Source organism: Cyclobacterium roseum (assembly GCF_010119225.1).
Classification (GTDB): domain Bacteria; phylum Bacteroidota; class Bacteroidia; order Cytophagales; family Cyclobacteriaceae; genus Cyclobacterium; species Cyclobacterium roseum.
Genome location: NZ_WNKF01000005.1, coordinates 126,197 through 150,368, shown reverse-complemented (window position 1 = coordinate 150,368; position 24,172 = coordinate 126,197). Strand labels below are relative to the sequence as shown.

Below are 24,172 nucleotides of genomic sequence, written 5' to 3'. Positions count from 1 at the left end.
CGTTTAAAAACGGTTGTATCTAATCAGGCACCTTACCAGTAATTTTATGGTTTGATACAGGTCTGCCGGATAGTTTTTTCTGATTTCTTTCAGGTAGTGGAAAAACACAGGTAAGCCTACTTGAGAAGATTTTTTACTGAGAAAGAAAAAAATGTCTCCGAGTATTTCAGAGAAAGCGTCTGGGTGGTATATTTTTTTAGATTCGTTTTTTTCCTTCAGATATAGTAGCCAGTTAAATGCCTCTTTGTAGGATGCGTACGATTCAAACAGATGAGTGGAGCCGATGCTACGGTGAATGCGTAGTTGATCTTCAGTAGGAACAATGCCCAGCTCCCGAAGTGATTTCTCATAAATAATCCTGTGAATGGCAAAACTTCGTTCCTCTGCTCCATCAAAGCTTTTCATAATGCTTGAATCGGAATCTCGGTAATAGTATAGGGATTCCGGCAGGTTGGCCACCGGGAATTTCCGACAGGCTTCCCAGTAGAAGTCAAAGTCCTCGGCCACAGCCAGTCTTGGGTCAAAAGCCAGTTTAGCTTCTCTTATCCAATTTAATCGGTACATGGCGGTAGCATTCCAAATAGCAGGTTTAAACAAAAGCATTGCTTTGATTACCTCATGGTCAGTAGGGGATTTGGATACATCGGATTTTTTTTTGCCGAATCGGGTCAGCCAGGTACCACAAATACCTACCTGGGGATGGGTGTTGAAGAAAGCCAATTGTTTTTCAAACCTATCCGGGGCAATGAGGTCATCGCAGTCCATCCAGGCTAAAAACTCCCCGTTTGCCATTTGCAGGCCCTTGTTTCGGGTAAATGAAATACCCTTATTGGTCCCGTTGCTGAGAACCTGTATCCTCGGATCGGATTGGCTATTAAGGATTTTTTTTGAGCCATCACTAGATCCATCGTCTATCGCGATCAATTCAAAATCCGTAAAGCTTTGGCTCAAAACGCTATTTATGGCTTCCTGTAAGTACTTTTCGCCATTATATACCGGCATGATTACGGATAAGATGGGGTTCTTCATTGGTTGATGAGCTTTTCGTCCATCACAGGAGCTGACCGCTGCTTGCTCCCTTTCCTATCGGACGGGTTTTTTAAAAACTGCTTGACGATGTCCCATTTTTTTTGTTCCATGCTGGATCGGTGATAAATATAAAGGGCAAAAATGGTCGCAATGATATAATGATAATGGTATACCGAATACCAGGTAAAACTGGTAATCAATAGGTACCATAAATAGTATTTCACATAGACGTATTGCTTTGGGACCGTTAATAGAAAACTTTTGTACCACATCAGCCCAAAACCCGCTATGGCGAACACCCCGAACATGGCATAGACAGCAATTATCCCCACATCGGAGAGGAAATACTCATGTGTATTACTGAGTCTTTCTACGAATTTTCCGTAGGTAGAAATACCCCAGTTTGGTGCCCCGTTACCAAATATTTGACTTAGGGTATTAGGAGAAAATTCGGTAAGAAAATATTTCCCAGCTTCTACCCTTATGTAATTTTTGCCCAATTTCGCATCCCGTTGCTGCACCTCAATGACCCCGTTGATCATGGGTATATCCGAATTTAGCAGGATGAGTGATCCGCCGGCGAAAGCTCCCAGGATCAGGAATTTTTTTAGCAAAGACTGGCTTTTAAAAAAATGATAAAAATAAATCAGAAATACACCGGCTATAAATTGTCTGGTGACCTGCATGATCGGAACGACGAGCCCCAGCACTGCTAATCCGCCATAAAGCCATTTATAACGGTCATTTTGCGTGATTTTTGTAATGGCAATGAAGATGGATAGGATAAAGATGCCCGCTCCAGGAAAAATGATGCGTATGGCACCTCGCTGCTCGGAAAATTCTTCTCCTGAAATAGGTTTGCCGAAAAACACGGTGTGCGCATTGGCATACTGAAAAAAATACAGCAGAACATACAGAATACCATACGCAAGAATTATTTTTTCAAGAGTACGAATGGGGATCTTCAGGTAAAGTAATAAAAAAAACAGGGGCCAAAGCATGTATTGCGACGTCTCAAACAAGCTGTCTTTAAATCCTTGCCCCCAGGAAAAGAGTGCCATCACCATAGAGAAGGCGATTGACAGTGATATCATCTGCACCGGAAGGACAAAGCCACCTTTCCGGTCAAACATGAATAAAGCAGACACCATAACAGTTCCAACAACGGTCAAAAAAACCAGATAATTGACCATTTTTGGGTTGATGAACTTGGCATCAAAAAAATTCAAACTGATGATTACCAGTAAGGAGAGATAGACAATGGTTAGTTTTTCTTTCATGCCGATTTTGCGAGTGTATAATTCCGGAAAAAATAAATGCCGGTGAGAGCCAATACCAGCACACCGACCAAAAATTTATAAATAAAGCCGATTTCGTTTGCAATGAAATAGGAGAACCCGAATAGCACTGCTGCTGAGATCCACATCAAACCTCTGTCCTCGATTTTGAACTGGAGGGTTTTACCGAAAACATGCCAGAGGTAAAACTGGAATACAGCAAATGAAAAAATCATTCCCGATGCCAGTCCCAACGCTCCATATTGGCTGCTGAAGAATAGTATCGGAGTGGAGAAAAGGGAATTGACTATTCCCAATCGAAGGATTTTTTTCTCGTTATTGGTAGCACCGAAAACGGTTCCAATCAAGCTGTCCACAGAAGTAAGGAATAAATACCAAACCTGAAGCTGGCAGACCAAAACGGCTGGAAGGTAGCTTGCTGGAAAGATAAGCCCAAACAATTCCTCTGCGAAAAGAGTGAAAAGAAAGCATAATAGCATTCCAAAAAGCATGTAATACTTGAACCCGACGCTTATATAGTTTTTGAATTTACTTTTGTTGGAAATCCAAAGGGCTGATAAGTTTGGAAAAATGGCAACCAAGCCGAAATCAAGCACAAATGAAATGGGTCCGGTTAGCCTTTCGGAAAGGTTAAAATAGCCAATTTCTTCTCGCGTCGAATTAATGTCCAGGAAGTTATTGGTAAACTTGGTATAAGGAAGCATCACCAGGACCAGAGCTAAATAGGGCCAGCTTTCTCTCAGTAAGGAATACGAAGAAGCTAAAAAACCATCCATTTTCCCCAGAATGAGCCCCTGCTTGCTTAATATGATGTGGAATACCAGGTTTTTTATGATATTTAGGAACAAGAAGGAATAAAAGAGAAAGGGGACATCCACGATGGCAGCAGGAATAATAAAAATCCATAAAAACCAAAGAACACTGAAGCTTAGATTGATAACGGACGGGGGAAGCATTTTTTGGTGCCCCAGAAATGCCGTTTCAAACAGTTTTCCAAAACAGGAAATTAGTGCAAATAAAAGGACAAATAGCAGTTCTTCTGCCTGCAGATTTCCGAGGAAATGATTGTATATTAAGTATACAGCTCCCAACACCAATAAGGCAAGGGTTCTTAAAATGGCGCCGTTGTAAATAAGGTCTTTAGACCGGTTTGGATCCCTTGCGATGGTCCGGATGACGATATTGCGAATACCCAAATCACCCACTGTAAGTAGTAAAGTTCCCTGAGCAATCATAAAGGTGTACAGCCCGTAATCATCCGGATGAAGGATTTTGGTAATTTTCAAAACTGTAAGCAAACTGATCAATTGTGACAGTATACTCCCTATTGTTAGGTATGAAAAGTTCTTAAAGACTTTGTTATGAAAAATTTTTTTTATCACGGTAAAAAAGTTATCAAAGAATCGGACTGCTTGTGCACTTCTTTTTTTATTAGTTTTACGAGCTCTTTCGAGACAGGGTACTCAAACCTCCTGGCAAATAATTTATTTGAATTCAATACTTTTGATAAGTCCGATCGATCCAGGGTGGCCGGGCTGTTTCCATTTCTACATTCCCAAAGCACCAGTGTCATGGTGTTTCCGTGGACGGAGGATTGAAAGGGTGAATTTAAAAGGACTGTCTGAAATAGAATTTCTTCGGGACAATGGGTATGTTTCATTCGCACCATTATCTGGGGGTCTTGATCTAATTGGTCAATAACGTAGCTGACACAAGACCGGCTAAGCGACCACCACGCTGATCCGCCGTAAAGTTTTGGAAAAAAAGCAAAAGGCTTTCGTCTGAATCCGAGAAATTTCTGAATCTTCAATAGGATGCTGATTAGTTTTGATCCCGATTTGGTTTTTTTATTAAAAACATCGTAAAAACTATAGTAATCCAGGCGGTTTATTCCCCCTCCTACCCATCGGGAAGAGGGAAGGGGAAAGTATTCTATGAATTGTTTTCCATTATGTCTTTCAAAAAAAAGTTTTATTTGCTGGCTACTCTTTATTGGAAAGTCCTGACCACTCATGCTGTGGAGGTATCCGACTTCTTTATTTTTCAGCGCTTCTTTGGCCAGCAATAGTAAGGCCTTAAGTAAATTCAAACCTCCCCAGTTTACAGAATACTTGCGGCTCACGAACACCACATTTTTCTGACTGGTAAGCCTTTCGATTGAAGCATTACTAAATTTGCTTTTTTTGTCCAGGTGTATAAAAAACAGGAAGTCATCATCCATAAAATCAATGTATTCCATCAAATGGTCGATGTTTTTGTAGGCCAAAAACAGAATGGCATGTTTCATAATCTGTCAAAAAGTTAAAGTTTGTAATAGGAGTTAAATTTTTGCTGTTTTTTTATCATAGTAGTACCCGTACCCATAACTATGTTCGGATTTGGCATCATTTAAAACCAAAACGGGATTCGAAAATTTACCCTTATCTGCGATCTCATTGATTAATTTGATGTGATTGGGTTTGGTATAGTAATACCTGACTACATAGGCAAGCATATCGACATGAGGTGAAAGGGCAAATGCGTCGGCAACCAATCCAATAGGCGCGCTATCAATGATGATATGGTCAAATTTCTTCCGCAATTCGTCAAAAAGCTCCCCTAACCGGGGACTATTCATGATTTGAATTGGATTTTCCGGTAGTTTACCAGCACCAATGACGAATATGTTTGGGTTATCTTCTGAAAGTGTTAGTATATCACGAGTTAGATAGTTTTCATCCGAAAGATACTCGCTGATTCCAGGTTTTTCTGAATTGATACCAAGTTGCTTTAGGATAGAAGGTTTTCTGAGATCAAACTCCAAGATCACCGTTTTTTTACCGGACAATCCGATAGCAGCTGCTAAGTTTATGCTGAAAAAGGTTTTGCCTTCTCCTCCTATGCTGGAAGTGGTTAGAATCACCTGATTGGCTTTTCGCATGGAGGCGAATTTCATGTTCGTCCAAATCAAATTCACCTGTTCTCTGATCAGAGACTTGCGCCGCGTAGTTCCGAGGTACAGGTCTTTTCTCTTTTCATGAGATATTTCTCCCATCACCGGTACCTGACTCATTGCCTCCACTTCATCTTTTTGTCCGATTTTACCGAAAAAGTAATCGTTAAAGAAAATCAGCCCAAATGGAAAGCCTATTCCTAAAAAAAAGGCAAGTATCATAACAAGCTTTTTTAACGGTTTGGCTGGGTAAAGACCAGCCATCGGAGGATCAATAACCCGTGCGTTGGATACGGATGTGGCGGCGAGAGAAAGTACAGACTCTTCTCTTTTTCTCATTAGATACTGATAGTTTTCTTGTTTCGTCGCCTGTTGTCTGGTGATGGTTAACAATTCCCGTTCAATTTGAGGAACCCGGTTAGCCCTTTCTTCGATTCTTAAAGCATTTTCCTCCAGGCTTTTTATAGCAATTTGGATACTTCTTTTACTACTTTGAATGTTTTCCAAAAGGTCGGATCTAAGGCTGTAGAGCTGTTCGTCCAGGTTTTTTACCAGGGGATTATCAGAAGTTGTCCCGTTTAAGAGCTGCTGACGTTCCCGTTGCAATTCATTATATTTCTTAACCAGATCTGATAAGGTAGCGTCCTCTATCAAGAGGGAACCCTGAACCATTTTGGATGAACTGACACTGCTGGTTAAATTTTCCTCCAGGTTATTTAATACTTCAATGCTGATTTCGTATTCCGATAGTTTCTGCTTGGTAGTACTGGAATTTTCAAGGTAGAGCTGGGACTCAGAACTGAGGTCAGAAATAGCGTTTTCGTTTTTGTAGGTTTCTACCGCCTGTTCTATTTCTGCAAGTTCGGTAGTGAGTTTTTCCATTTGCTCATCAATAAAGGCAAGTGTATTGGCTGCTGTGGAATTGATGTTTTTTAATGCCTCACTATTGTAAACCTCTGCCAGGGTTTCTAAAAAATGCTCCCCCTTTTCAGGAATAGTGGCCAAAAGGCTAAGTGAAATTACAGTAGAGAGCTTGTTCGTAGGTTCAGCGTTGAGGCTTTCGCTGTACTCAACGGCCATTTCCCGAAGATCATTAAACGTAAAAAAAATGATTTTAGGATGAGAAACCTGCTGATCCTCGTGTAAATTTACGGTGAACTCTCCAAAAAGAGTGCTCAACTTTTCCCCAAAGGAATGGCGGCTTTTAATCCCCTCTTCGATTTCCAATACAAAAGTTTGGTTATCCACTATTTCTAATCGAACCATTCCGGTGAGCTTTTTAGGCCGTTCGTTAAGTTTGCTATAGTTTATCCTTACTGGTACCGCATCCCCGTATAGTTCCTTATATCGTCTAAAGCCATCCTCTACATAGAAAGTATTGTAAAGGTTCATTTTTTCCAAAGTCTTTTTGATTAGGGATACTGACGTTAATACTTCCACTTCATTTTCAACAATATTAGTGGTCTGATAGCCGTCTAAATCATCCAAAACAGTATTGTTTGAAAACCCTTTTTTCGTTTCCTCACTATTGTTTATCATCAACGTGGAGCTAATTTCATACTGATTGGGCGTATAATAAATGTACGCCAGGGCCGCTCCGCAAAAGACAAGTATACCTGCTAAAAATAGATACCAATGCCTCAGGTATTTCTTTAAATAAAATTCGAAGGGAACGGAACTTGATTTCCTTAAATCAATATCCTGGGTTAAGAATTCCTTAATGTCCATTTTCTAAAATAAAAGCCTGTGTAATAAAAAACGATTTAACTATTTGCTGTTTGTACACAACTTCGTCTGGTCAATCCCATTTAGGGGAATTGCGGACTTTATCCCATTTTAATCCCAAGCTGCTGCGGTAATGGGAATGTTGCGGTTGTTCAAAAAAAATATTTAAATAGTAAAGTGGTGACTTAAAATATTTAAATATTACCTGCCATCTCTGAAACTCAGAGTATATGCTGCGATTCTATTTTAAAACCTTTTTATGTATTTGAAATACATTTTTACAAATGTAAAATTAAAAAATAGAATTCCAATACATTTCTACTCAAAAAAATAATGATTTTGATCATGAACCCCATCTTAAAATAGTGCAGGAGAAGTGGTAAGAATACGTAAAAGGAATTTCGATGAGATGCATCCCATAAGCAGCTATATGGCAATCAAATAAAGTATGAAATTTTGCAATAGACAATAATATAAAATTATTATTTTGCTAATAAATAAAAAATAAAAACATATTTAAATATAAAAAATTAAATAAAATTTATAAAAAAACCAAAATCAGTTGATTAAAACGTGCCTAAAAAAATAAGTGTATTAATAAATAGTTTGTATATCAATAAATAATAAATAAAAAAAGAAAAAATATAACTAATCAAATCCTGCCTGCTTCTTTTAGCTTCCAGTATCGAAGCAGCCCGCTGACCGACATCCAACTCGGATTGGCTAACTCGTACAGGCGCTGCACCGCTGGGCTTGTCCCAGCAGTAGTCATTTGATTTTCTGTATGGTTCAGAAACCCTTTTTCAATTAACTCTTTCGCAGTCCCAGCCTGAAAATGGATTTTAATCCATTCGGCCCAGTCGTCTAGTACCTCTTTCAGTTGGTCAAAATGCTGACTGGGATTTGTTACCGCCCCATAATGGGTCAGGTATAATTTATCCGGTTTTTGTGCCAGGATTTTTTCCATAGATTCCTTCCAGTCCTCCAGATGAATGTCCGGCGGTGGGCAGGGAGGGACGATCGGTCCTTCGTTAATTTTTACCCCTGCCACATCTCCTGTAAAAATGCATTGATCTAGTTTCCAGGCTACATGGTGGATGGCATGACCCGGCGTGTGAAGCGGCGTGAAGGCCATCTTTCCAATGCCTATTGTCTCAAAGTCTGCTGTTGGGATCAATTTTTCCTTTTCAATGGGTTCCATGCTGCCCCAGAGTTTTTCCATATTGGCTTCCCCATAAATTTGCGCGGCGGATTGCCAGAGTTTTTCGGGGCTTGCCAAATGGGGAAGACCTATGGGATGCACGTAAATTTTTGCCCCTGCCGCAGCCAGTTTCCAGGCAGCTCCTGCATGGTCAAAATGGATGTGCGTGAGCAAAACGGCATCGATATCGTTTGGGGTGAGCTGGTGTTTTCGAAGCTCAGATACGAGTTGGAGCCAGGTGCTTTCGGGCCCTGTTTCCACCAAGACATGGTGATTCTGGTCTGAAATCAAAAAACTGGCAATGGTATGACCTTCTTTCTGAAAGTGAAGGTCCAAAGTTTTTATCGTGTACATTATCCGAATAAAGTATAATTACCAAATTGATCCATTGGGAGGGTTTTTCGGATCACATAGGGAGTGTCGTTGGCCACCTGATTGACCATAGGCGAAACCGTGTATTTCATCATTTCCGAGTCGGGGTAAGGTTGAAGCATCTCCAGCAAGGTTTCTTCCGGGGTCTCAAGATCCAACCATTTAGATTCTTGTTCCTTTTTGAGAATCACCGGCATCCGGTCATGAATTTCTGAGGTGAGTTGATTGGGAGCAGTTGTCAGAATTAAAAACGTGTGCGCAATATCCCCTTTTTCTGTTTCGTATTCTTCCCAAATACCCGCGAAAGCAAAAAGCTCCTCTCCATGCCGGACAAACCGGTAAGGTACTTTGGTTTTTTTTCCGATTTTTTTCCATTCATAAAACCCATCGGCAGGCACCAGGCAACGGTTTTTTTTAAATGCCGATTTGAACGTTACTTTTTCTGTAATGGTCTCTGCCCTTGCGTTGATGAGTTTGGTGGCCACTGGTTTGTTTTTGGCAAAGGCGGGTGTCAATCCCCAATAGAAATGGGAAAATCCCTTGGGGCTATCGCTGGTGATGACGGGCACTAATTGCGAAGGAGCAATATTGTATCTGGGTTCAAAAGGTTCCAGCATTTCGGCGGCGAACCTGTTTTCCAGATCTATTTTGGTTTTGGCTAAAGAATATCTACCACACATAAGGATTGATTAAAAGCTGAGGGATTTTGTCTTGCTTAAAGATAGTTTTCACGCTGAATAAATTCAAGTGCCCGGACTTCGGACCAATAACGCTCATTTTTTGCTCGCGGACTGAAGCCTACATGTCCTCCCTGTCGGGGGTAATGCAGGCAGATATAAGCCGGATTTGCCTCCCGTTCTTCTGGATAACAAGAAGCACTCAAAAAAGGATCATTCCGGGCATTCAATACCAACGTCCGCTTGCGTATGGCGGGTAGGAATTGAAGCGCAGAACATTGCCTGTAGTAATCCGCTGCATCCTTAAAACCGTGCAATGGGGCGGTGAAAGCATCGTCAAAGTTTCGTAGGGTGCGTATTCGATGCAGGGATTTTCCCATAACGATTTCTGGGAATTGCACTGCTTTTTGCCGTATTTTTCGCTTTAACGAATAAAGAAAATGATAGGCATATAATTTATTATTGATTTTGTCAATCTGCTGGCTAGAGCCATCCAGGTCCAGGGGAACGGAGATGGCCACTGCTTTTTTTATTTTTTGATGGCCCGGCCACTCCTTTTCTCCCAGGTACTTTAACGTCAGGTTTGCTCCCAAACTAAAGCCGATTAAATAGATGGATCGGTAGTTTTTTTCGGCATGAAGCACCACTTGTTCCAGGTCAGGGCTGGCCCCAGAGTGATAAAACACCAGCTTTCGATTGACCGAACCACTACAGCCTCTAAAATTCCAGTTTAGCACATCATACCCTTTGTTGAAAAAGTTTTCGGCCATGCCGCTCATGTAGGGCCGCTGGCTATTTCCTTCCAGGCCATGGCTGATGATGACCACCTCTGAACTTCCCTGTTTGAGCCAATCCAGGTCCAGGAAATCACCGTCTTCGGTACTAATCCGTTCTCTCTCAAATGGTAAAGGTATTTTTTTTCTGAAAAGGGCGGGAATTAGGGTTTGCAGGTGACCATTGATTAAAAATTGGTGGGGATTGTATTTAGACTCTTTCTGGGCAAGCATTCGGTAGCTGGGGGCGTTCCATTAACATTTCTTACGTGAAAATACTATTATTAAATTTGATAAACCTATTTTAAGAACTATTTTTGGATTGCTGAAAACATGAATTCGAATAATTTAACTTATGGCCGAAATAATACGAATGCCCAAAATGAGTGACACCATGGAAGAAGGGGTGATCGCACAATGGTTAAAAAAAGTGGGGGATGAGATAAAACCAGGTGATATTCTGGCAGAGGTGGAGACAGATAAGGCAACCATGGAACTGGAATCTTACGATGAGGGAATTTTACTTCACATAGGCGTGGAGGAGAAGGATTCCGTTCCTGTAAATGGGGTCATCGCCATACTGGGTGAAAAAGGCGAAGATATAGACGAACTCCTCAAAGAGATTAAATCCGGAGGAGATGGAGAGGCTTCCAAAGAGTCAAAAGAAGAGCCGGAAGAAGAGCAGGAGACGACTCAAAGTGAAAGCGATTCCAAAAAAGGAGCTGAAAAGATCGATACATCCGAAATCAATGCTACGGTAATCACCATGCCAAAAATGAGTGATACCATGCAGGAGGGAACCATCGCCAGTTGGTTAAAGAAAGTTGGAGATGAGGTGAAATCCGGCGATGTACTCGCCGAAGTGGAGACGGATAAAGCCACCATGGAGCTGGAATCCTATGATGACGGTACCTTGCTCCACATTGGTGTCGAGGAAGGGGATTCCGTGGAGGTGAATGGTGTAATTGCCATCATTGGCGAGAAGGACGCTGATTACGAAACCTTATTAAAAGCGCACAAACAAGAAAAGGAAAAACCTGCAGGAGAAGACAAAGCGGCTCCGAAAGCAGAAAAGGAGGAAGAAAAATCCTCACCGAAAAGTGAATCCCAACCGGAAAAGACGGCGGACACGGGGAGTTCCAGCTCCAATGGAAGAATAAAGGCCTCTCCGCTTGCCAAAAAGATGGCGAAAGAAAAAGGCATCGATATCTCTCTGGTAAAAGGTTCCGGAGACGGCGGACGGATTATTAAAAAAGATATTGAAAACTTCGATCCGGCCAAAGCTCCTGCAGCAGCCGCTGCCAGTACTTCTGCGGGTGTAGGTCAGGAATCCTTCCGTGAGGAGAAGGTATCTCAAATGCGAAAAGTGATTGCCAAGCGGCTTGCCGAGAGCAAGTTTACGGCACCTCACTTTTACCTGACCATGGAAATCAACATGGATAAAGCCATTGAGGCCAGGAAAAGTATGAATGAGGTGGCACCGGTAAAAATTTCTTTTAACGATATGGTCATCAAAGCGGTGGCCGCATCCTTGAAGCAGCATCCGAATGTCAACTCAGCATGGATGGGAGATAAGATCAGGTATAATGATCATGTCCATATTGGAATGGCGGTAGCGGTAGAAGAGGGCTTGTTGGTGCCGGTTATTCGATTTGCAGATAGCAAGTCTCTTTCACAAATTTCTAAAGAATCCAAAACACTCGCCGGGAAGGCAAAGAACAAAGAGCTGCAACCGAAGGATTGGGAAGGAAATACCTTCACGGTATCCAACCTCGGAATGTTTGGAATCGACGAGTTTACCGCCATTATCAACCCACCGGATGCCTGTATTCTTGCTATCGGAGGGATCCGGCAGACACCCATCGTGAAGGATGGTGAAATCGTACCGGGCAACCTGATGAAGGTGACCCTGTCCTGTGATCATCGGGTGGTGGACGGCGCCATTGGTTCCGCCTTTTTGCAAACAATAAAGAACCTTCTGGAAGATCCCGTCCGCTTGCTTATCTGATGACAGGCCGGAAAAGATTGTAAGTTCAAAAAGTCCTAGGAATAGGGCTTTTTGTTTTTAAAACGAAATGCATACACGTTAGATTATCTAAAAATGGAACGACTAAAATCCACTACCGTAGTAGCCATCCGGCACGAAGGTCAGGTAGCCATCGGAGCCGACGGACAAGCTACTTTAGGGAATACCATTGCCAAAAGCAGTGTTAATAAAATTCGGAAATTACAAGGAGGGAAAATAGTTACCGGATTTGCGGGTTCTACGGCAGATGCCTTCACCTTGCTGGAAAAATTCGAAGAAAAGCTGGGAGCTTATAGCAATAATATGAAGCGGGCAGCTGTGGAGCTGGCGAAAGACTGGCGAACCGACCGGATGTTAAGTAAACTGGAGGCCATGATGATTGTAGCGGACGCTACGGATATTCTTATCCTATCAGGAACCGGAGATGTGATCGAACCCGACCTGGGCATCGCCACCATTGGATCGGGAAGCATGTACGCACAGGCGGCAGCCAGAGCGATGAAGAAATACGCCCCCCAATTAACCGCAGAAGAAATCGTCAGGGAAAGCTTGAATATTGCGGCCGATATATGCATTTATACCAACCATAATCTGATTATAGAAAAGGTAGAAAATTAAAAAGGGCCGCTCTCAGGTACCAATACCTGAAAGCAGAAACCGATTAGACCTCAAAATCATAGACTTTCACCTGCGACCATTTGTCTTTGTGATCATCGACAAAGGCCAGGTGAACAGGATCCGTCTGGTATAGGTCATGTGCCTCCACACTTTCGAAATAGACGGTTAGTGAAATGTGAAAACTGTGATCTACCACCTCTCGGCGGGCGGTACCTGCAGGTTTTCCGAGTTTGTAATCTTTCACACTTTTGGTGCTGGCAATTTTCTTGCAGCCTTCCCAAACGGCTTGCATGTCTTTCTCGGGATGGTGCAACCAGAAAAATACTTGATGTACGATCATAGTGGATTGGGGGTTTGATTTGGATTGAAACGGAATTCCTGCTCCCAGACCGATCGCTGAAAGCGCTGCCATAAATTTTCTTCTCGTGAGCATTCTTTTCGTTTGGATTAATAATGATTCAGAAATATAAGGATTAATTGATAGAGTTTTAACGTTACCGGCAAATTATGAAATACAGAAAATTAGGGAAAACCAATTTAATGATCTCAGAAGTCTCTTTAGGAACCTGGCAGGTTGGAGGCGGCTGGGGAGGCACCTTCGATTCCAAAGCAGCAAACCGGATCATCCATGAGGCCATTGATCAAGGGGTTAACTTTATCGATACGGCCGATGTATACGATGCAGGGGCAAGTGAAGCTGCCGTCGGAAAAGTGCTTAGGGAGCGAAGCGAGGAAGTGTATGTGGCCACCAAATGCGGTCGGCAGATACAGCCTCACGTCAGTGAGGGCTATACCCCGGAAAGCCTAAGAGGCTATGTAGAAGCAAGTTTGAAGAATTTGGGATTGGAAACCATCGATCTGATTCAACTCCATTGTCCCCCGGGACCTGTGTATCAGAGAGATGAAATTTTTGGCCTTTTTGAAGACCTTAGAAAAGAGGGTAAAATAAGAAATATGGGGGTAAGTGTAGAAAAGGTGGACGAGGCCCTGCAAGCGATGCGCTATTCCAATGTAACTACGGTCCAGATTATTTTTAATATGTTCCGGCAAAAGCCTTCGGATCACTTTTTCGAGCAAGCCAAAATTAATGAGTGCGGGGTCATCGTGAGGGTTCCCCTTGCCAGCGGTTTGTTATCGGGGAAAATCACCGAGGAAACTTCCTTTCATCCGGAGGACCACCGGCATTTCAATCGAAATGGAGAGGCTTTCGATAAGGGGGAGACCTTTTCAGGAATTCCCCTGGAAAAAGGGATTCAGGCGGTGAAAGAGTTGAAGGCAATGTTTGGAGAAAAAGCACCACTGGCTTCCATGGCCATCCGCTGGGTATTGATGTTTGATGCGGTGTCCACGGTGATTCCTGGTGCCTCCAAATTGGAGCAGGTTCGATCAAACGTGGCAGCAGCCGGATTGCCCGGATTTGAAAAAGAAGAAATGGAGGCCATAAAAGCCCTTTACGATAGGTATTTCAGGGCGGAAATTCACCCTCAATGGTAAGGTTCTTTTTCGGGGCTAACTTGTAAAAAAAAAAATGGCACCGCGCTGATTTTATTAGAATCATTTTTTAAGTTGATCGAGTCTTAATGGCAAGAATCAAGACGATGTAAAAGGTATGAAACCGGTGGAGCCGCCCAGACTCCACCGGGTTCCATAAAAAATGGAATACCAAAAAGTAAGTTGAAAAAGCTACTGGTTTTAGGCTTTTACTTTTTCGCCCATCAGCAAGACATCATTGACTTGCACTTCCGTAATGTATTTTTTGTTTCCGTCTTTGTCTTCGTAAGACCTGCTGACCAGTTTTCCCTGTATGCAAATCTCAGATCCTTTATCGGTATACTTGTGGATGATATCTGCGGTTTTTCCAAAAGCGACCAGACTGTGCCAATAGGTTTCTTCAATTTTTTCCCCTTTGTTGTTTTTGTAGGATTCGTTGGTAGCCAGATTTAGCCGGACCATGGGGGTGTTGCCGTTTACGGTTTTAAAATCTGCTTTTGCGCCCAGTCTTCCGATCAGTTGTACTTTGTTTTTAATAGCGTTCATGACATGTAAAGTTTTAGTGAGAATTAATACAATTTTCCGATTTGGAACAGGACAAAGTTGCAGACAGGCCCCAAATTTATTCGGGTGTTTTTCGTTTAAAACCGTTTGTAAGCGTTTGTAAACGTTTAAAAACGACTACTAATATTTGTTAAATCACTTTTTATACATATATTATGCATAATTCTATCTTTAAAAAGCTTTTTTATGCCAATACATCCAAAAAAATGTCTAAGTTGCGAAAAGCCATTGGCTGGGCGGGTCGATAAGAAGTTTTGTGATGATTATTGTAGAAACCATTACAATAATCAAATCAAGTCAGGAAGTAATAACTTGATCCGTAATATTAATAATGCGTTAAAAAAGAACCGGAATATCTTGGCTGGTATCCTACCAGATACGGAGGACACGGCCAAGATATCCCGGGAAAAATTATTGGAAAAGGGCTTTCTTTTCAAATACCGCACCCATACCTATACCAATAAAAAAGGGAATGTTTACGGATATTGTTACGATTACGGGTACTTAAAACTGGAACAGGATTGGATCCTGGTGGTCCGAAACAAAGAGATTAGTACACGGAATCCGGCCCTTGATAAGCAAGCCGTCAAACAATGAAATTTGGTTTGTCAAGTTTTTTATCGATCCGGTAAGCCGCATTCAGCATGCCCACGTGACTGTAGGTCTGCGGAAAATTTCCCCATTGACTACCGGTGTGTTGGTCCACGTCTTCGGAAAACAATTTCAGGTGGTTGCAATATTTACTCAACGTTTCAAATCCTTCCATGGCTTCATCCAGTCGGTTTACACAAGCCAGCGCCTCGATGTACCAAAAGGCACAAATTAAAAATGTGGTCTCTGGCTCCCCAAAATCATCCTGATGCTTGTACCGGTAAAACAGGTAATCCTTTGCCAATAGATCTTCTTCCAAAGCTTTCAGGTGATTATTGGCACTTTCGATATCCTGTCCGAAATACCCCATGGTGATTAGCTGCAAGGTGCTGGCATCCATGTTTTTGGTACCGATAGCCTGTGCATAGGCTTTCCGCTCCGGGATGTAACAGGCTTCAATTTTTCTAATCGCCTTGTTTTTCAGTTCGATCGCCTTCGCCCGCATATCGTCGTCTGAAAGCCGGTCGGCGATTTTGATGGCTGCACTGGCCCCTGCCCAATGAAACAGGAAGGTGTAACAATGCTCCTGTTTTAAGTTTCTGAATTCCCATAGTCCGGCATCTTTCTCGTCCATGGTTTCTTCAATTTTTTGCAACAGGTTATTGATAAAAGGCTTGGAATGGCTTTTCTCAGATTCTATAAAGCGCTTGTCAGCATAGAGGGGAAGAAGGCTAACCAGCACCTGCCCGTAAAGGTCATTTTGGATGTGCGTGTAGGCCTGGTTTCCGAAACGAACCGGTTTGTTTCCCATATACCCTTCCAGGTCTGCCACAATTTCCGGTAACCTGGACGATCCGGAGATGGAATAAAGGGGCTGGTACCTGCCTTTATCATCGGTCGGCAAGTTTTGAATGTATTCAAAATAGCGTTCTAATTCCTCAAAATGGCCTAAATGATTGAATACATTAAGCGTATAATAGGCGTCCCGCATCCAGCAGTATCGGTAATCCCAATTTCGGGTAGACCCGGGTGATTCGGGCAAGCTGGAAGTAGACGAGGCAATGATCCCTCCGGTATCCTCATATTGGTGGATTTTTAGCACCAAAGCAGACCGGACGACCAGCCGCTGATAAAAGTTAGGGATACTGGTGGATTTCACCCAATTTCTCCAATACTGGCAAGTGGCATTCAGGAACTTTTCGATGGTGCTTTCAATGGGAGCCTCCAGCGGGGAACCATAGGTGAGAACCAGATATACCGTTCGTTGAAGTCTGAATTCTTGTTCTTCCGTGATATAGGTAATGGAACAATTGGTGGTCAGCCTCACGGGTTGGTCCCTGCCACTAAATTGAATGTGGTTACTGCCAGGGGTGGCGGTCAGTTTTTGTCGCCCGTAGTTTCCTACCGGCTGGCAATTGATTTTTATTTTGGGTTCTCCGTGCAGGGGCTCAATTTTTCTAACCAGCATTAGAGGTTTGAAATACCGGTCAAAATTAAAAAATCGCGGCGCAAAATCGGTGATTTTGTAGGCCTCTCCGGAAGAAGTTTCTACATAAGTCTCCAGAATGTTGGTGTTTTCCAGGTATTCCTGGCGAGAGGTAAAGCCACCATTTTGTGGCAATACGGTAAATTCTCCCCCTTTTTCTTTATCCAACATACTACCAAAAAGAAAATCGCTATCAAACCGGGGTAAACATAGCCAACTTATGTTGGTGTTTTTTTCAATGTGGGCGATATAGCTGCAATTACCTATCAGGCCAGTGCCATACGTATGTTTTTCCATCAGAAAGCAGGTTAAGTGTCTATAAGATGCCCATTGCACTTTATTTAATATAATAAAAAGAAACAGGCCTATAATTTGGCGAAGTTATTAAAAAACAAGGGTGATTGTTAAGGATTTGGTATTATTATTCGCGGATCACCTCCAAAAATTTGCGAGGCACCTTCACGAGCATGCTTTGGTTGATACTTGGAATGCGAATGATGAAATAATCCTGGTTGGATTTTTGGATACATTCGCCCTTTAATCCCTGCAGGGGACCTCCCAGGATATGGACCATTTCTCCCTGTTCGATGTTTCCGGTGTCCACTTCCACGGCCACACCGGTTTCTATTACGCGTTGGATGGCATCAATTTCATGTTGCTGAACCACCGCATGTTCCCCGGAAAAATTAATGAATTTTACCGCACCACTCACCTGTAAGGATTCCCAAAGCCTTTCTTTGCTGGTATGTACAAAGAGGTACCCGTTAAATAGTGGCTTTTGCACCTTTTTTTTTCGATCGCTCCATTGCCGGACCTCATCAATGATAGGCAAGTAAACTTCAATTTCCTTTTCTTTTAATCGCTGTGCTACCTTTTTCTCCGCTCTGGGAGCCGTGTACATGACGTACCAGTGCAACTTTTCAGTCATATATTCGAGGGTTAAAAGTCGAAATTACCGAATTTTTTGGGTATCATTTAATTATTGGCTTACTAATTTTTCATTGTTTCGTCCCTTTTTTCTTTTGACAGGAATTTTAAATCAAATGAAATGATTTTTAAAATTATTAAAGTGTATTTTAGATAATTTTTTAACGTTTTATTTTTTTTTATTTACTTTTGGCTTGTAAATCGGATAGTAAAAGCTGCATCTTTACAACAAACTTAACAGCAATTATTTAAGTTTTATTTTTATGACCGCAATAAAAGTCTGTCCAGTCAATGTCTTTGTGTTTATTAATTGAATTATATTTTGTAAATTCTAACCTGAGCGTTGGACTTGGGTTTGTGGAGCTAAAGCAAAAACTTAACGCATGAAAATCGTCAATGTGGTATTATCTGGAGGAGTAGGTAGCCGGCTTTGGCCTCTTTCCAGAAAAAGCAAACCAAAACAATATTTGCCCATTTTTGAGGAGCAGTCTCTTTTTGAAAAAACGGTGCTACGGAACGCAACCATCTGTGACCAGGTCATGGTAGTGGGAGGGGTGGATAATTACCACCTGTCCCGGCAAATTTTAAATGAGAAAAACATCCCTTTCCAGGAATTGGTAGAAGCAAGCCCCCGAAATACAGCTGCGGCCATTGCATTTGCTGCATTTTCCTTACCTGCGGACTCCGTGATGCTGGTTACCCCCTCGGACCATTTGATAGGGGATCAAAAAAGATACGAAGCCGCACTGACCCAGGCGGTGAATTTGGCTCAAAAAGGGTTTCTGGTGACTTTTGGTTTGGTGCCAAGCCGTCCGGAAACGGGTTTCGGGTACATCGAACACCAGGAAAATGAGGTGTTAAGTTTTAGAGAAAAACCCGATTTAGCCACTGCCAGGGAGTTTTTGGAAAAAGGTAATTTTTTGTGGAACAGTGGAATGTTTTGTTTCACGGCGGAAACCTATCTCAAGCAGCTCCAAATGCATGAACCCGAGGTTTATGAAAAATCCAAGCAAGCACTGGGTCAGGCAAAGGAGGGTTTTCTACCTAAAGAACAAAGCATGGAAATTCCTTCTATTAGTGTGGATTATGCGGTCATGGAAAGGTCTGATAAAATCAGGGTGGTTCCCTCCACTTTTACCTGGTCTGATATGGGATCATTTGAGGCATTGTTTGATTATTTTCCGGAAGATAGTAAGGAAAGAAAGGGGAAGAACCTGGTTTTGGGAACGGGAGAGAAACACGTGGAATTCGTAGGGGTACAGGATCTGGTATTGGTGGAAACAGCAGATGCCATTTTGGTATTGAACCGGGCCAATGCGCAGGACGTTAAAAAGGTGTACGAGAAATTGGAAAAAGAAAATCCCGGACTATTAAACTAAGTACCCAATGCATAAACAAGCCAAAATATACATCGCAGGACATAAAGGCATGGTAGGCTCAGCCATCTGGAGAGCCCTGGAGAAGAAGGGCTACCAACAATTAGTAGGCCTTAGTAGCAAGGAACTTGACTTAAAAAATCAGTTGGAGGTCCAGCGATTTTTCAAGCATGAACGTCCGGCCATTGTCATTGATGCCGCAGCCAGGGTAGGGGGCATCATGGCAAATAACAATTATCCCTATCCATTCTTAATGGACAATCTCATTATTCAAAATAACCTGATTGATTCTTCCCTACAAAATGGCGTAGAAAAGTTTATTTTTCTGGGTAGTTCTTGCATTTATCCCAAACTAGCCCCCCAACCGCTTCGGGAGGATGTCTTACTAAGCGGCTCGCTGGAGCCTACCAATCAATGGTATGCCCTGGCAAAAATTGCAGGAGTCAAAGCTTGCGAGGCTATTAGGAAGCAGTATGGAAAAGATTTCGTAAGCCTGATGCCTACCAACTTGTACGGACCTTACGATAATTTTGATCTGGAAACCTCTCATGTCCTGCCGGCAATGATTCGAAAGTTCCACGAGGCTAAGATCAATGGAAATATTCCGGTGACGTTATGGGGAACCGGTGCTCCGCTTCGCGAGTTTTTACATGTAAATGACATGGCAGATGCGGTGTGTTTTGCATTGGAAAATACCTTTACGGATAATCTGTACAATGTGGGTACCGGAAAAGACCTGACGATCAAATCGCTAGCCGAATTGATTCAGAAAATCACCGGTCATCAGGGCGAAATCATCTGGGATAGTAGTAAGCCGGACGGAACGCCCAGGAAGTTAATGGATGTCAGTAAAATGAAAGAAGCCGGCTGGCAGGCTACCATTGGCCTGGAGCAGGGGATTCAGGAAACGTATACCTGGTTTCTTGAAAATGTCGACCGCATTAAACAGGTCAAATTAAACTAGTCAATTATTTTTAATAGCAATTATAATATACACTCTATGAAAACGGCGTTAATTACAGGAATTACCGGCCAGGACGGCGCTTATCTCGCCGAGCTTTTATTGTCCAAGGGGTACATTGTACACGGCATCAAACGAAGGGCCTCACTTTTCAACACGGATAGGATTGACCATTTGTATCAGGATCCGCATGACGACAATAAGCGATTGTTTTTACACTATGGGGATCTCACCGACTCCATGAATCTGACCCGTATCATTCAGGAAACCAAACCGGATGAAATTTACAATCTGGCCGCTATGAGTCATGTAAAGGTAAGTTTTGATACTCCGGAATATACGGCCAATGCGGATGGCGTAGGAACCTTACGAATATTGGAGGCCGTGCGCTTGTTGGGGATGGAGAAATCAACCAAGATTTATCAGGCTTCCACCTCTGAGCTCTACGGATTGGTTCAGGCAGTACCCCAATCGGAGACCACGCCTTTCTATCCGCGATCTCCCTATGCCGTAGCCAAGTTGTACGGCTACTGGATCACGGTTAACTACCGGGAAGCTTACGGCATGTATGCCTGTAATGGAATCTTATTCAATCACGAATCACCGCTGAGAGGGGAGACCTTCGTAACCCGAAAAATTACGCGGGCGGTAGCAAAGATTGCCTTGGGCTTGCAGCATGATCTGTACATGGGGAACCTGGATGCCAAAAGGGATTGGGGGCATGCCAAAGATTATGTAGATGCCATGTGGCGTATTTTGCAGCAGGATGAGGCAGAAGATTACGTCATCGCTACGGGTGTGACCACCAAAGTGAGGGATTTTATTAAAATGGCTTTTGATGAAGTAGGTTTTAAGCTGGCCTTTGAAGGAGAAGGAATAAATGAGAAGGGGATTTTGGTAGAAATCGATAAGGAAAAAGCCTTTGATATACTTGGTACCTCCCATTTCAAAGTAAAAAAAGGCGACGTGCTGGTTAAAATTGATCCGGCTTATTTCAGGCCCACCGAAGTGGATTTGTTAATTGGGGATCCGACGAAAGCGATGACCAAACTAGACTGGAAGCCAAAGTATGACCTAAAGATGCTTGTAGAGGATATGGTCTTGTCAGATGTGAACTTATTCAAGCGGGATATCCATTTAATGAAGGGTGGCCATAAGGTACTGAATCAGGCGGAGTAACGGCTAAAAAGGATTAAATGAAAGTGAAAAAAAGGAGGAATTTTAATTCCGCCTTTTTTTATGTTCAAAATAATGGGACCAAGCCACCGTTTACTAGGTGTTCATATTTAAAGGTCAGTTTGCGTTATTCCAAATGGAATCACTACCTTTGTGCGAATATTTATCAAAGAATAAATTAGGAATTTTGCGGTTCACTCTGTCGCAATTATGTGACTGAGGAAGCGAAGCTTTGTCTTTAATTATTGTCCTGTGTACCAAAGAAAAAAGTCAAGGATGCAAATCAATCGTTTTTGCCTCATAAAACTTCTATTCGTTTTATTTTTCGTCTCCATCCATGGGTTTTTGATGGCTCAATCCCTTCAGGATATTCAAAATGTGCGGGCCGATGACCTTTCAGATGCACAAATAGAGCAGTTGATCAAAAGAGCTGAGGCCTCGGGAATGAATGAACAACAGCTCATTGCGGTGGCCCGGGAACGAGGCTTGCCGATGAGCGAAATTTCAAAATTGCAACAGCGTATTGCCACCTTAAGAAGCGGAGGAATATCCTCTGGCGACAGCTCTTCGGAGGGCGCCAACCGAGGCAGACAAGTGCAGGGAATCGTAAGTGACAGCCTCTTCAACGATTTCAGAGAAAAGGATCCTTTCTATAAATTAACGCCCAAACAAAAAAAGATATTCGGGTATACCCTGTTTTACAACAAAGAACTCAATTTTAATCCTAGCCTCAATATCCCCACCCCTCCCAGTTATACCGTCGGTGGAGGAGACCAATTGTTGATCGATGTGTATGGAGCCTCGCAACAGTCGTATGATCTAAGCGTGAATCCGGAAGGGTATATTTTGATTCCTAACATCGGACCTATACAGGTAGGCGGGTCGACGATTGCCGCCGCCACCGCGAGAATAAAATCAGCGTTGACTCAAATTTACTCCGGCTTGGCAGGGGCGGATCCCAACACCTTTATGGAGTTGCGATTAGGTAATATAAGAACCGTGTCGGTGGCGCTCGTTGGAGAACTTAATCAGCCGGGCAATTACCAGTTGCCCTCGTTTGCTTCCCCTTTCAATGCCCTTTTTGTAGCAGGCGGGCCCAATGAGGACGGTTCATTTAGACATATTCAGGTATATAGAGACAACAAGCTTTTGACAGAAATTGATGTGTACGATTTTTTGGTCAGTGGAAAAAACACCAGTAGCATAACGCTCAAGGACAGCGATGTCGTAATTGTACCCCCGGTCCGAAACAGAGTAGAAATAATGGGTCCGGTTCGGAGAGAAGGGCTTTTTGAAATGGAGCCTGGTGAAAATTTGGCCGATCTGATCGCATTTGCAGGAGGATTCAGAGGGGATGCCTATAAAGAGCGGATTACGATTACCCGCAACACCGCTACGGAACGGAAGATAGAAGATGTGGATGCGGCTAATTTTGAAGTCTTTGTACCTCAGGACGGAGATGTTTACAGAGTGGGTGAAATCCTTGACCGATTTACAAACAGGGTACAGATTTCCGGTGCCCTGATGCGACCGGGTACCTTTTCATTGGAGCCTGGCATGACGGTGACCCAACTTATTGAAAAGGCGGATGGCCTTAGGGGAGATGCGTTTCTAAATCGGGCAACCTTGTATCGAAACCAACGGGATTTTTCCCTTGAAATTCTGCCATTGGATATTGAAGCCATCGTGAATGGGGAAGCCGAAGATGTGGCATTGCAAAGTGAAGATGTACTCAATATAGCCAGTATTTACGATATCAGAGAGGAGTATTTTGTAAAGATATCCGGTGAAGTAAATAGGCCGGGGGCCTTTACATTTGGCGAGAATATGACCGTTGAAGATCTGGTGCTTCGGTCAGGTGGTTTTAAGGAATCGGCAACCTCCTCCCAGATAGAAATTGCAAGAAGGGTGAAAGATGACGCTTCTGGAAAGCTGGCAGAGATCATTCGCATTGACATTGATAAAAATCTAAAAATCAATGGTGAAAATTCGGATCTGGAGTTGCAGCCTTTTGATCATGTAATTGTTCGGCGAAGCCCCGGTTTTCAGAGAGAAGAACTGGTGAGGGTAGAAGGGGAAGTTACCTATCCCGGAGAATACGCCATCGCCAATGCCAATGAGAGAATTTCCGATCTGCTGGCAAGAGCTGGAGGTCTTAACCAGTTTGCCTATATCAAAGGTGCCACGTTAATCAGAAGGAATGAGTTTTTTGAGGTCCCAAGTGAAAAAGAAATCGAAACTAGAAACCTGGTTTCAGTAAAAAATAATATTCTAAGAGATAGTTTGGATCACACGGAATTTGATAGGATATTCTTAGAAAGAATTGAACGGGAAATCAGTGAAAAAGGGGATGATCAAGCCGAAAATGACGGTAACTTGATTTCTGATGATTTCAGGAAACAGACGATCGAATCGATTGTTGAACGAGATTCGGTGGAAATTGAAATCAAGACCTTGGAAATGGTAGGAATCGATCTGATGGCTATACTTCAAAATCCAGGTGGCTCGAATGACCTCATTCTTCAGGAGGGGGATGTCCTTTCGATACCCAAAGAACTTCAGACGGTTCGGATGCGGGGCGAACTACTCTATCCGACTACTACCAGGTACCGGGCAAGTGCTGGATTCAAAAACTACATTTCAAATGCCGGTGGTTTTACTGAAAAATCCAGGAAAGCCGGATCCTACGTGGTTTATGCGAATGGGGATGTGGAAAGAACGAAGAAATTTCTCTTCTTCAATGTGTATCCTAAGATCGAGCCGGGGGCTGAAATCATTGTTCCAAGAAAGCCGGATCAGCAGCCAATGTCCGTGCAGAGTTGGATTGGCCTGGCCTCCAGTCTGGCTACCCTGGCTATCTTGGTGGATAGGGTTTCCAGGTGAAAAAGTAACGTTTATCGACGTTTCATTTTGGTTTGTTTCCTTTAAATAGTCAAGAGCAATAATAAA

At 42.8% G+C, this 24,172-nt stretch carries 20 protein-coding genes; 8 read left to right on the top strand and 12 right to left on the bottom strand.

Going from position 1 to position 24,172, the window contains the following annotated elements:
• Window positions 1–3 precede the first annotated feature (3 nt).
• The 8 genes from GJQ68_RS09310 to GJQ68_RS09275 all read right to left on the bottom strand — a co-directional run bounded on the left by GJQ68_RS09310 (window position 4) and on the right by GJQ68_RS09275 (window position 10,241).
• The gene (locus GJQ68_RS09310) at window positions 4–1,029 is read right to left on the bottom strand and encodes a glycosyltransferase family 2 protein (protein ID WP_202927908.1); all 1,026 of its coding nucleotides are present in this window, start codon (window positions 1,027–1,029) and stop codon (window positions 4–6) included.
• Window positions 1,026–2,309, bottom strand: a complete 1,284-nt coding sequence (locus GJQ68_RS09305) for a hypothetical protein (RefSeq protein ID WP_202927907.1) — start codon at window positions 2,307–2,309, stop codon at window positions 1,026–1,028. Before GJQ68_RS09305 ends, GJQ68_RS09310 begins: the two co-directional genes overlap by 4 nt.
• Entirely contained in the window at window positions 2,306–3,709 is a 1,404-nt protein-coding gene (locus tag GJQ68_RS09300; protein WP_162417030.1) for an oligosaccharide flippase family protein, read from the bottom strand. The genes GJQ68_RS09305 and GJQ68_RS09300 overlap by 4 nt, the downstream gene beginning before the upstream one ends.
• Window positions 3,706–4,614: a beta-1,6-N-acetylglucosaminyltransferase gene (locus tag GJQ68_RS09295; protein WP_162417029.1), complete on the bottom strand. Its 909-nt coding sequence runs from the start codon at window positions 4,612–4,614 to the stop codon at window positions 3,706–3,708. The genes GJQ68_RS09300 and GJQ68_RS09295 overlap by 4 nt, the downstream gene beginning before the upstream one ends.
• A gap of 33 nt (window positions 4,615–4,647) precedes the next feature.
• A complete protein-coding gene (locus tag GJQ68_RS09290) occupies window positions 4,648–6,987 on the bottom strand; it encodes a GumC family protein (protein ID WP_162417028.1) in 2,340 nt (779 codons plus the stop codon).
• A 649-nt stretch (window positions 6,988–7,636) separates the two neighbouring features.
• Window positions 7,637–8,539, bottom strand: a complete 903-nt coding sequence (locus GJQ68_RS09285; protein ID WP_162417027.1) for an MBL fold metallo-hydrolase — start codon at window positions 8,537–8,539, stop codon at window positions 7,637–7,639.
• Complete coding sequence (locus tag GJQ68_RS09280) at window positions 8,539–9,237, bottom strand: SOS response-associated peptidase (RefSeq protein WP_162417026.1); 699 nt, start codon at window positions 9,235–9,237, stop codon at window positions 8,539–8,541. Before GJQ68_RS09280 ends, GJQ68_RS09285 begins: the two co-directional genes overlap by 1 nt.
• A 35-nt stretch (window positions 9,238–9,272) precedes the next feature.
• Complete coding sequence (locus GJQ68_RS09275) at window positions 9,273–10,241, bottom strand: YheT family hydrolase (protein ID WP_162417025.1); 969 nt, start codon at window positions 10,239–10,241, stop codon at window positions 9,273–9,275.
• Window positions 10,242–10,362: 121 nt separating this feature from the next.
• Between GJQ68_RS09275 and GJQ68_RS09270 the strand changes: the two genes are divergently transcribed.
• Entirely contained in the window at window positions 10,363–12,015 is a 1,653-nt protein-coding gene (locus GJQ68_RS09270) for a pyruvate dehydrogenase complex dihydrolipoamide acetyltransferase (protein WP_162417024.1), read from the top strand.
• A gap of 93 nt (window positions 12,016–12,108) precedes the next feature.
• On the top strand, window positions 12,109–12,651 hold the full coding sequence (gene hslV, locus GJQ68_RS09265) for an ATP-dependent protease subunit HslV (protein WP_162417023.1): 543 nt from the start codon (window positions 12,109–12,111) through the stop codon (window positions 12,649–12,651).
• A gap of 43 nt (window positions 12,652–12,694) precedes the next feature.
• Here the strand turns inward: hslV and GJQ68_RS09260 are convergent, their stop codons facing one another.
• Window positions 12,695–13,084 (bottom strand): Dabb family protein, encoded by a 390-nt coding sequence (locus GJQ68_RS09260; protein WP_162417022.1) that lies wholly within the window; start codon window positions 13,082–13,084, stop codon window positions 12,695–12,697.
• Window positions 13,085–13,158: 74 nt separating this feature from the next.
• Between GJQ68_RS09260 and GJQ68_RS09255 the strand changes: the two genes are divergently transcribed.
• The gene (locus GJQ68_RS09255) at window positions 13,159–14,145 is read left to right on the top strand and encodes an aldo/keto reductase (protein ID WP_162417021.1); all 987 of its coding nucleotides are present in this window, start codon (window positions 13,159–13,161) and stop codon (window positions 14,143–14,145) included.
• Window positions 14,146–14,343: 198 nt separating this feature from the next.
• Here the strand turns inward: GJQ68_RS09255 and GJQ68_RS09250 are convergent, their stop codons facing one another.
• Window positions 14,344–14,688: a single-stranded DNA-binding protein gene (locus GJQ68_RS09250; RefSeq protein ID WP_162417020.1), complete on the bottom strand. Its 345-nt coding sequence runs from the start codon at window positions 14,686–14,688 to the stop codon at window positions 14,344–14,346.
• A 375-nt stretch (window positions 14,689–15,063) separates the two neighbouring features.
• Here GJQ68_RS09250 and GJQ68_RS23610 point away from each other — a divergent pair, with 375 nt between their 5' ends.
• Window positions 15,064–15,303: a hypothetical protein gene (locus GJQ68_RS23610; RefSeq protein WP_317174424.1), complete on the top strand. Its 240-nt coding sequence runs from the start codon at window positions 15,064–15,066 to the stop codon at window positions 15,301–15,303.
• Here the strand turns inward: GJQ68_RS23610 and GJQ68_RS09240 are convergent.
• A complete protein-coding gene (locus GJQ68_RS09240; protein ID WP_162417019.1) occupies window positions 15,293–17,080 on the bottom strand; it encodes a glycoside hydrolase family 15 protein in 1,788 nt (595 codons plus the stop codon). The two genes, GJQ68_RS23610 and GJQ68_RS09240, sit on opposite strands and share 11 nt — an antisense overlap.
• A 124-nt stretch (window positions 17,081–17,204) precedes the next feature.
• Complete coding sequence (locus tag GJQ68_RS09235) at window positions 17,205–17,711, bottom strand: UpxY family transcription antiterminator (protein WP_162342182.1); 507 nt, start codon at window positions 17,709–17,711, stop codon at window positions 17,205–17,207.
• A 382-nt stretch (window positions 17,712–18,093) separates the two neighbouring features.
• Here GJQ68_RS09235 and GJQ68_RS09230 point away from each other — a divergent pair, with 382 nt between their 5' ends.
• From GJQ68_RS09230 to GJQ68_RS09215, 4 genes are all read left to right on the top strand, one after another.
• On the top strand, window positions 18,094–19,089 hold the full coding sequence (locus GJQ68_RS09230) for a mannose-1-phosphate guanylyltransferase (protein WP_162417018.1): 996 nt from the start codon (window positions 18,094–18,096) through the stop codon (window positions 19,087–19,089).
• 7 nt (window positions 19,090–19,096) lie between these two features.
• Window positions 19,097–20,050, top strand: a complete 954-nt coding sequence (locus tag GJQ68_RS09225) for a GDP-L-fucose synthase family protein (protein ID WP_162417017.1) — start codon at window positions 19,097–19,099, stop codon at window positions 20,048–20,050.
• Between the two features lie 36 nt (window positions 20,051–20,086).
• On the top strand, window positions 20,087–21,226 hold the full coding sequence (gmd, locus tag GJQ68_RS09220) for a GDP-mannose 4,6-dehydratase (protein ID WP_162417016.1): 1,140 nt from the start codon (window positions 20,087–20,089) through the stop codon (window positions 21,224–21,226).
• A gap of 345 nt (window positions 21,227–21,571) precedes the next feature.
• Window positions 21,572–24,106 (top strand): SLBB domain-containing protein, encoded by a 2,535-nt coding sequence (locus GJQ68_RS09215; protein WP_235941252.1) that lies wholly within the window; start codon window positions 21,572–21,574, stop codon window positions 24,104–24,106.
• The last annotated feature ends 66 nt before the right edge of the window (window positions 24,107–24,172 follow it).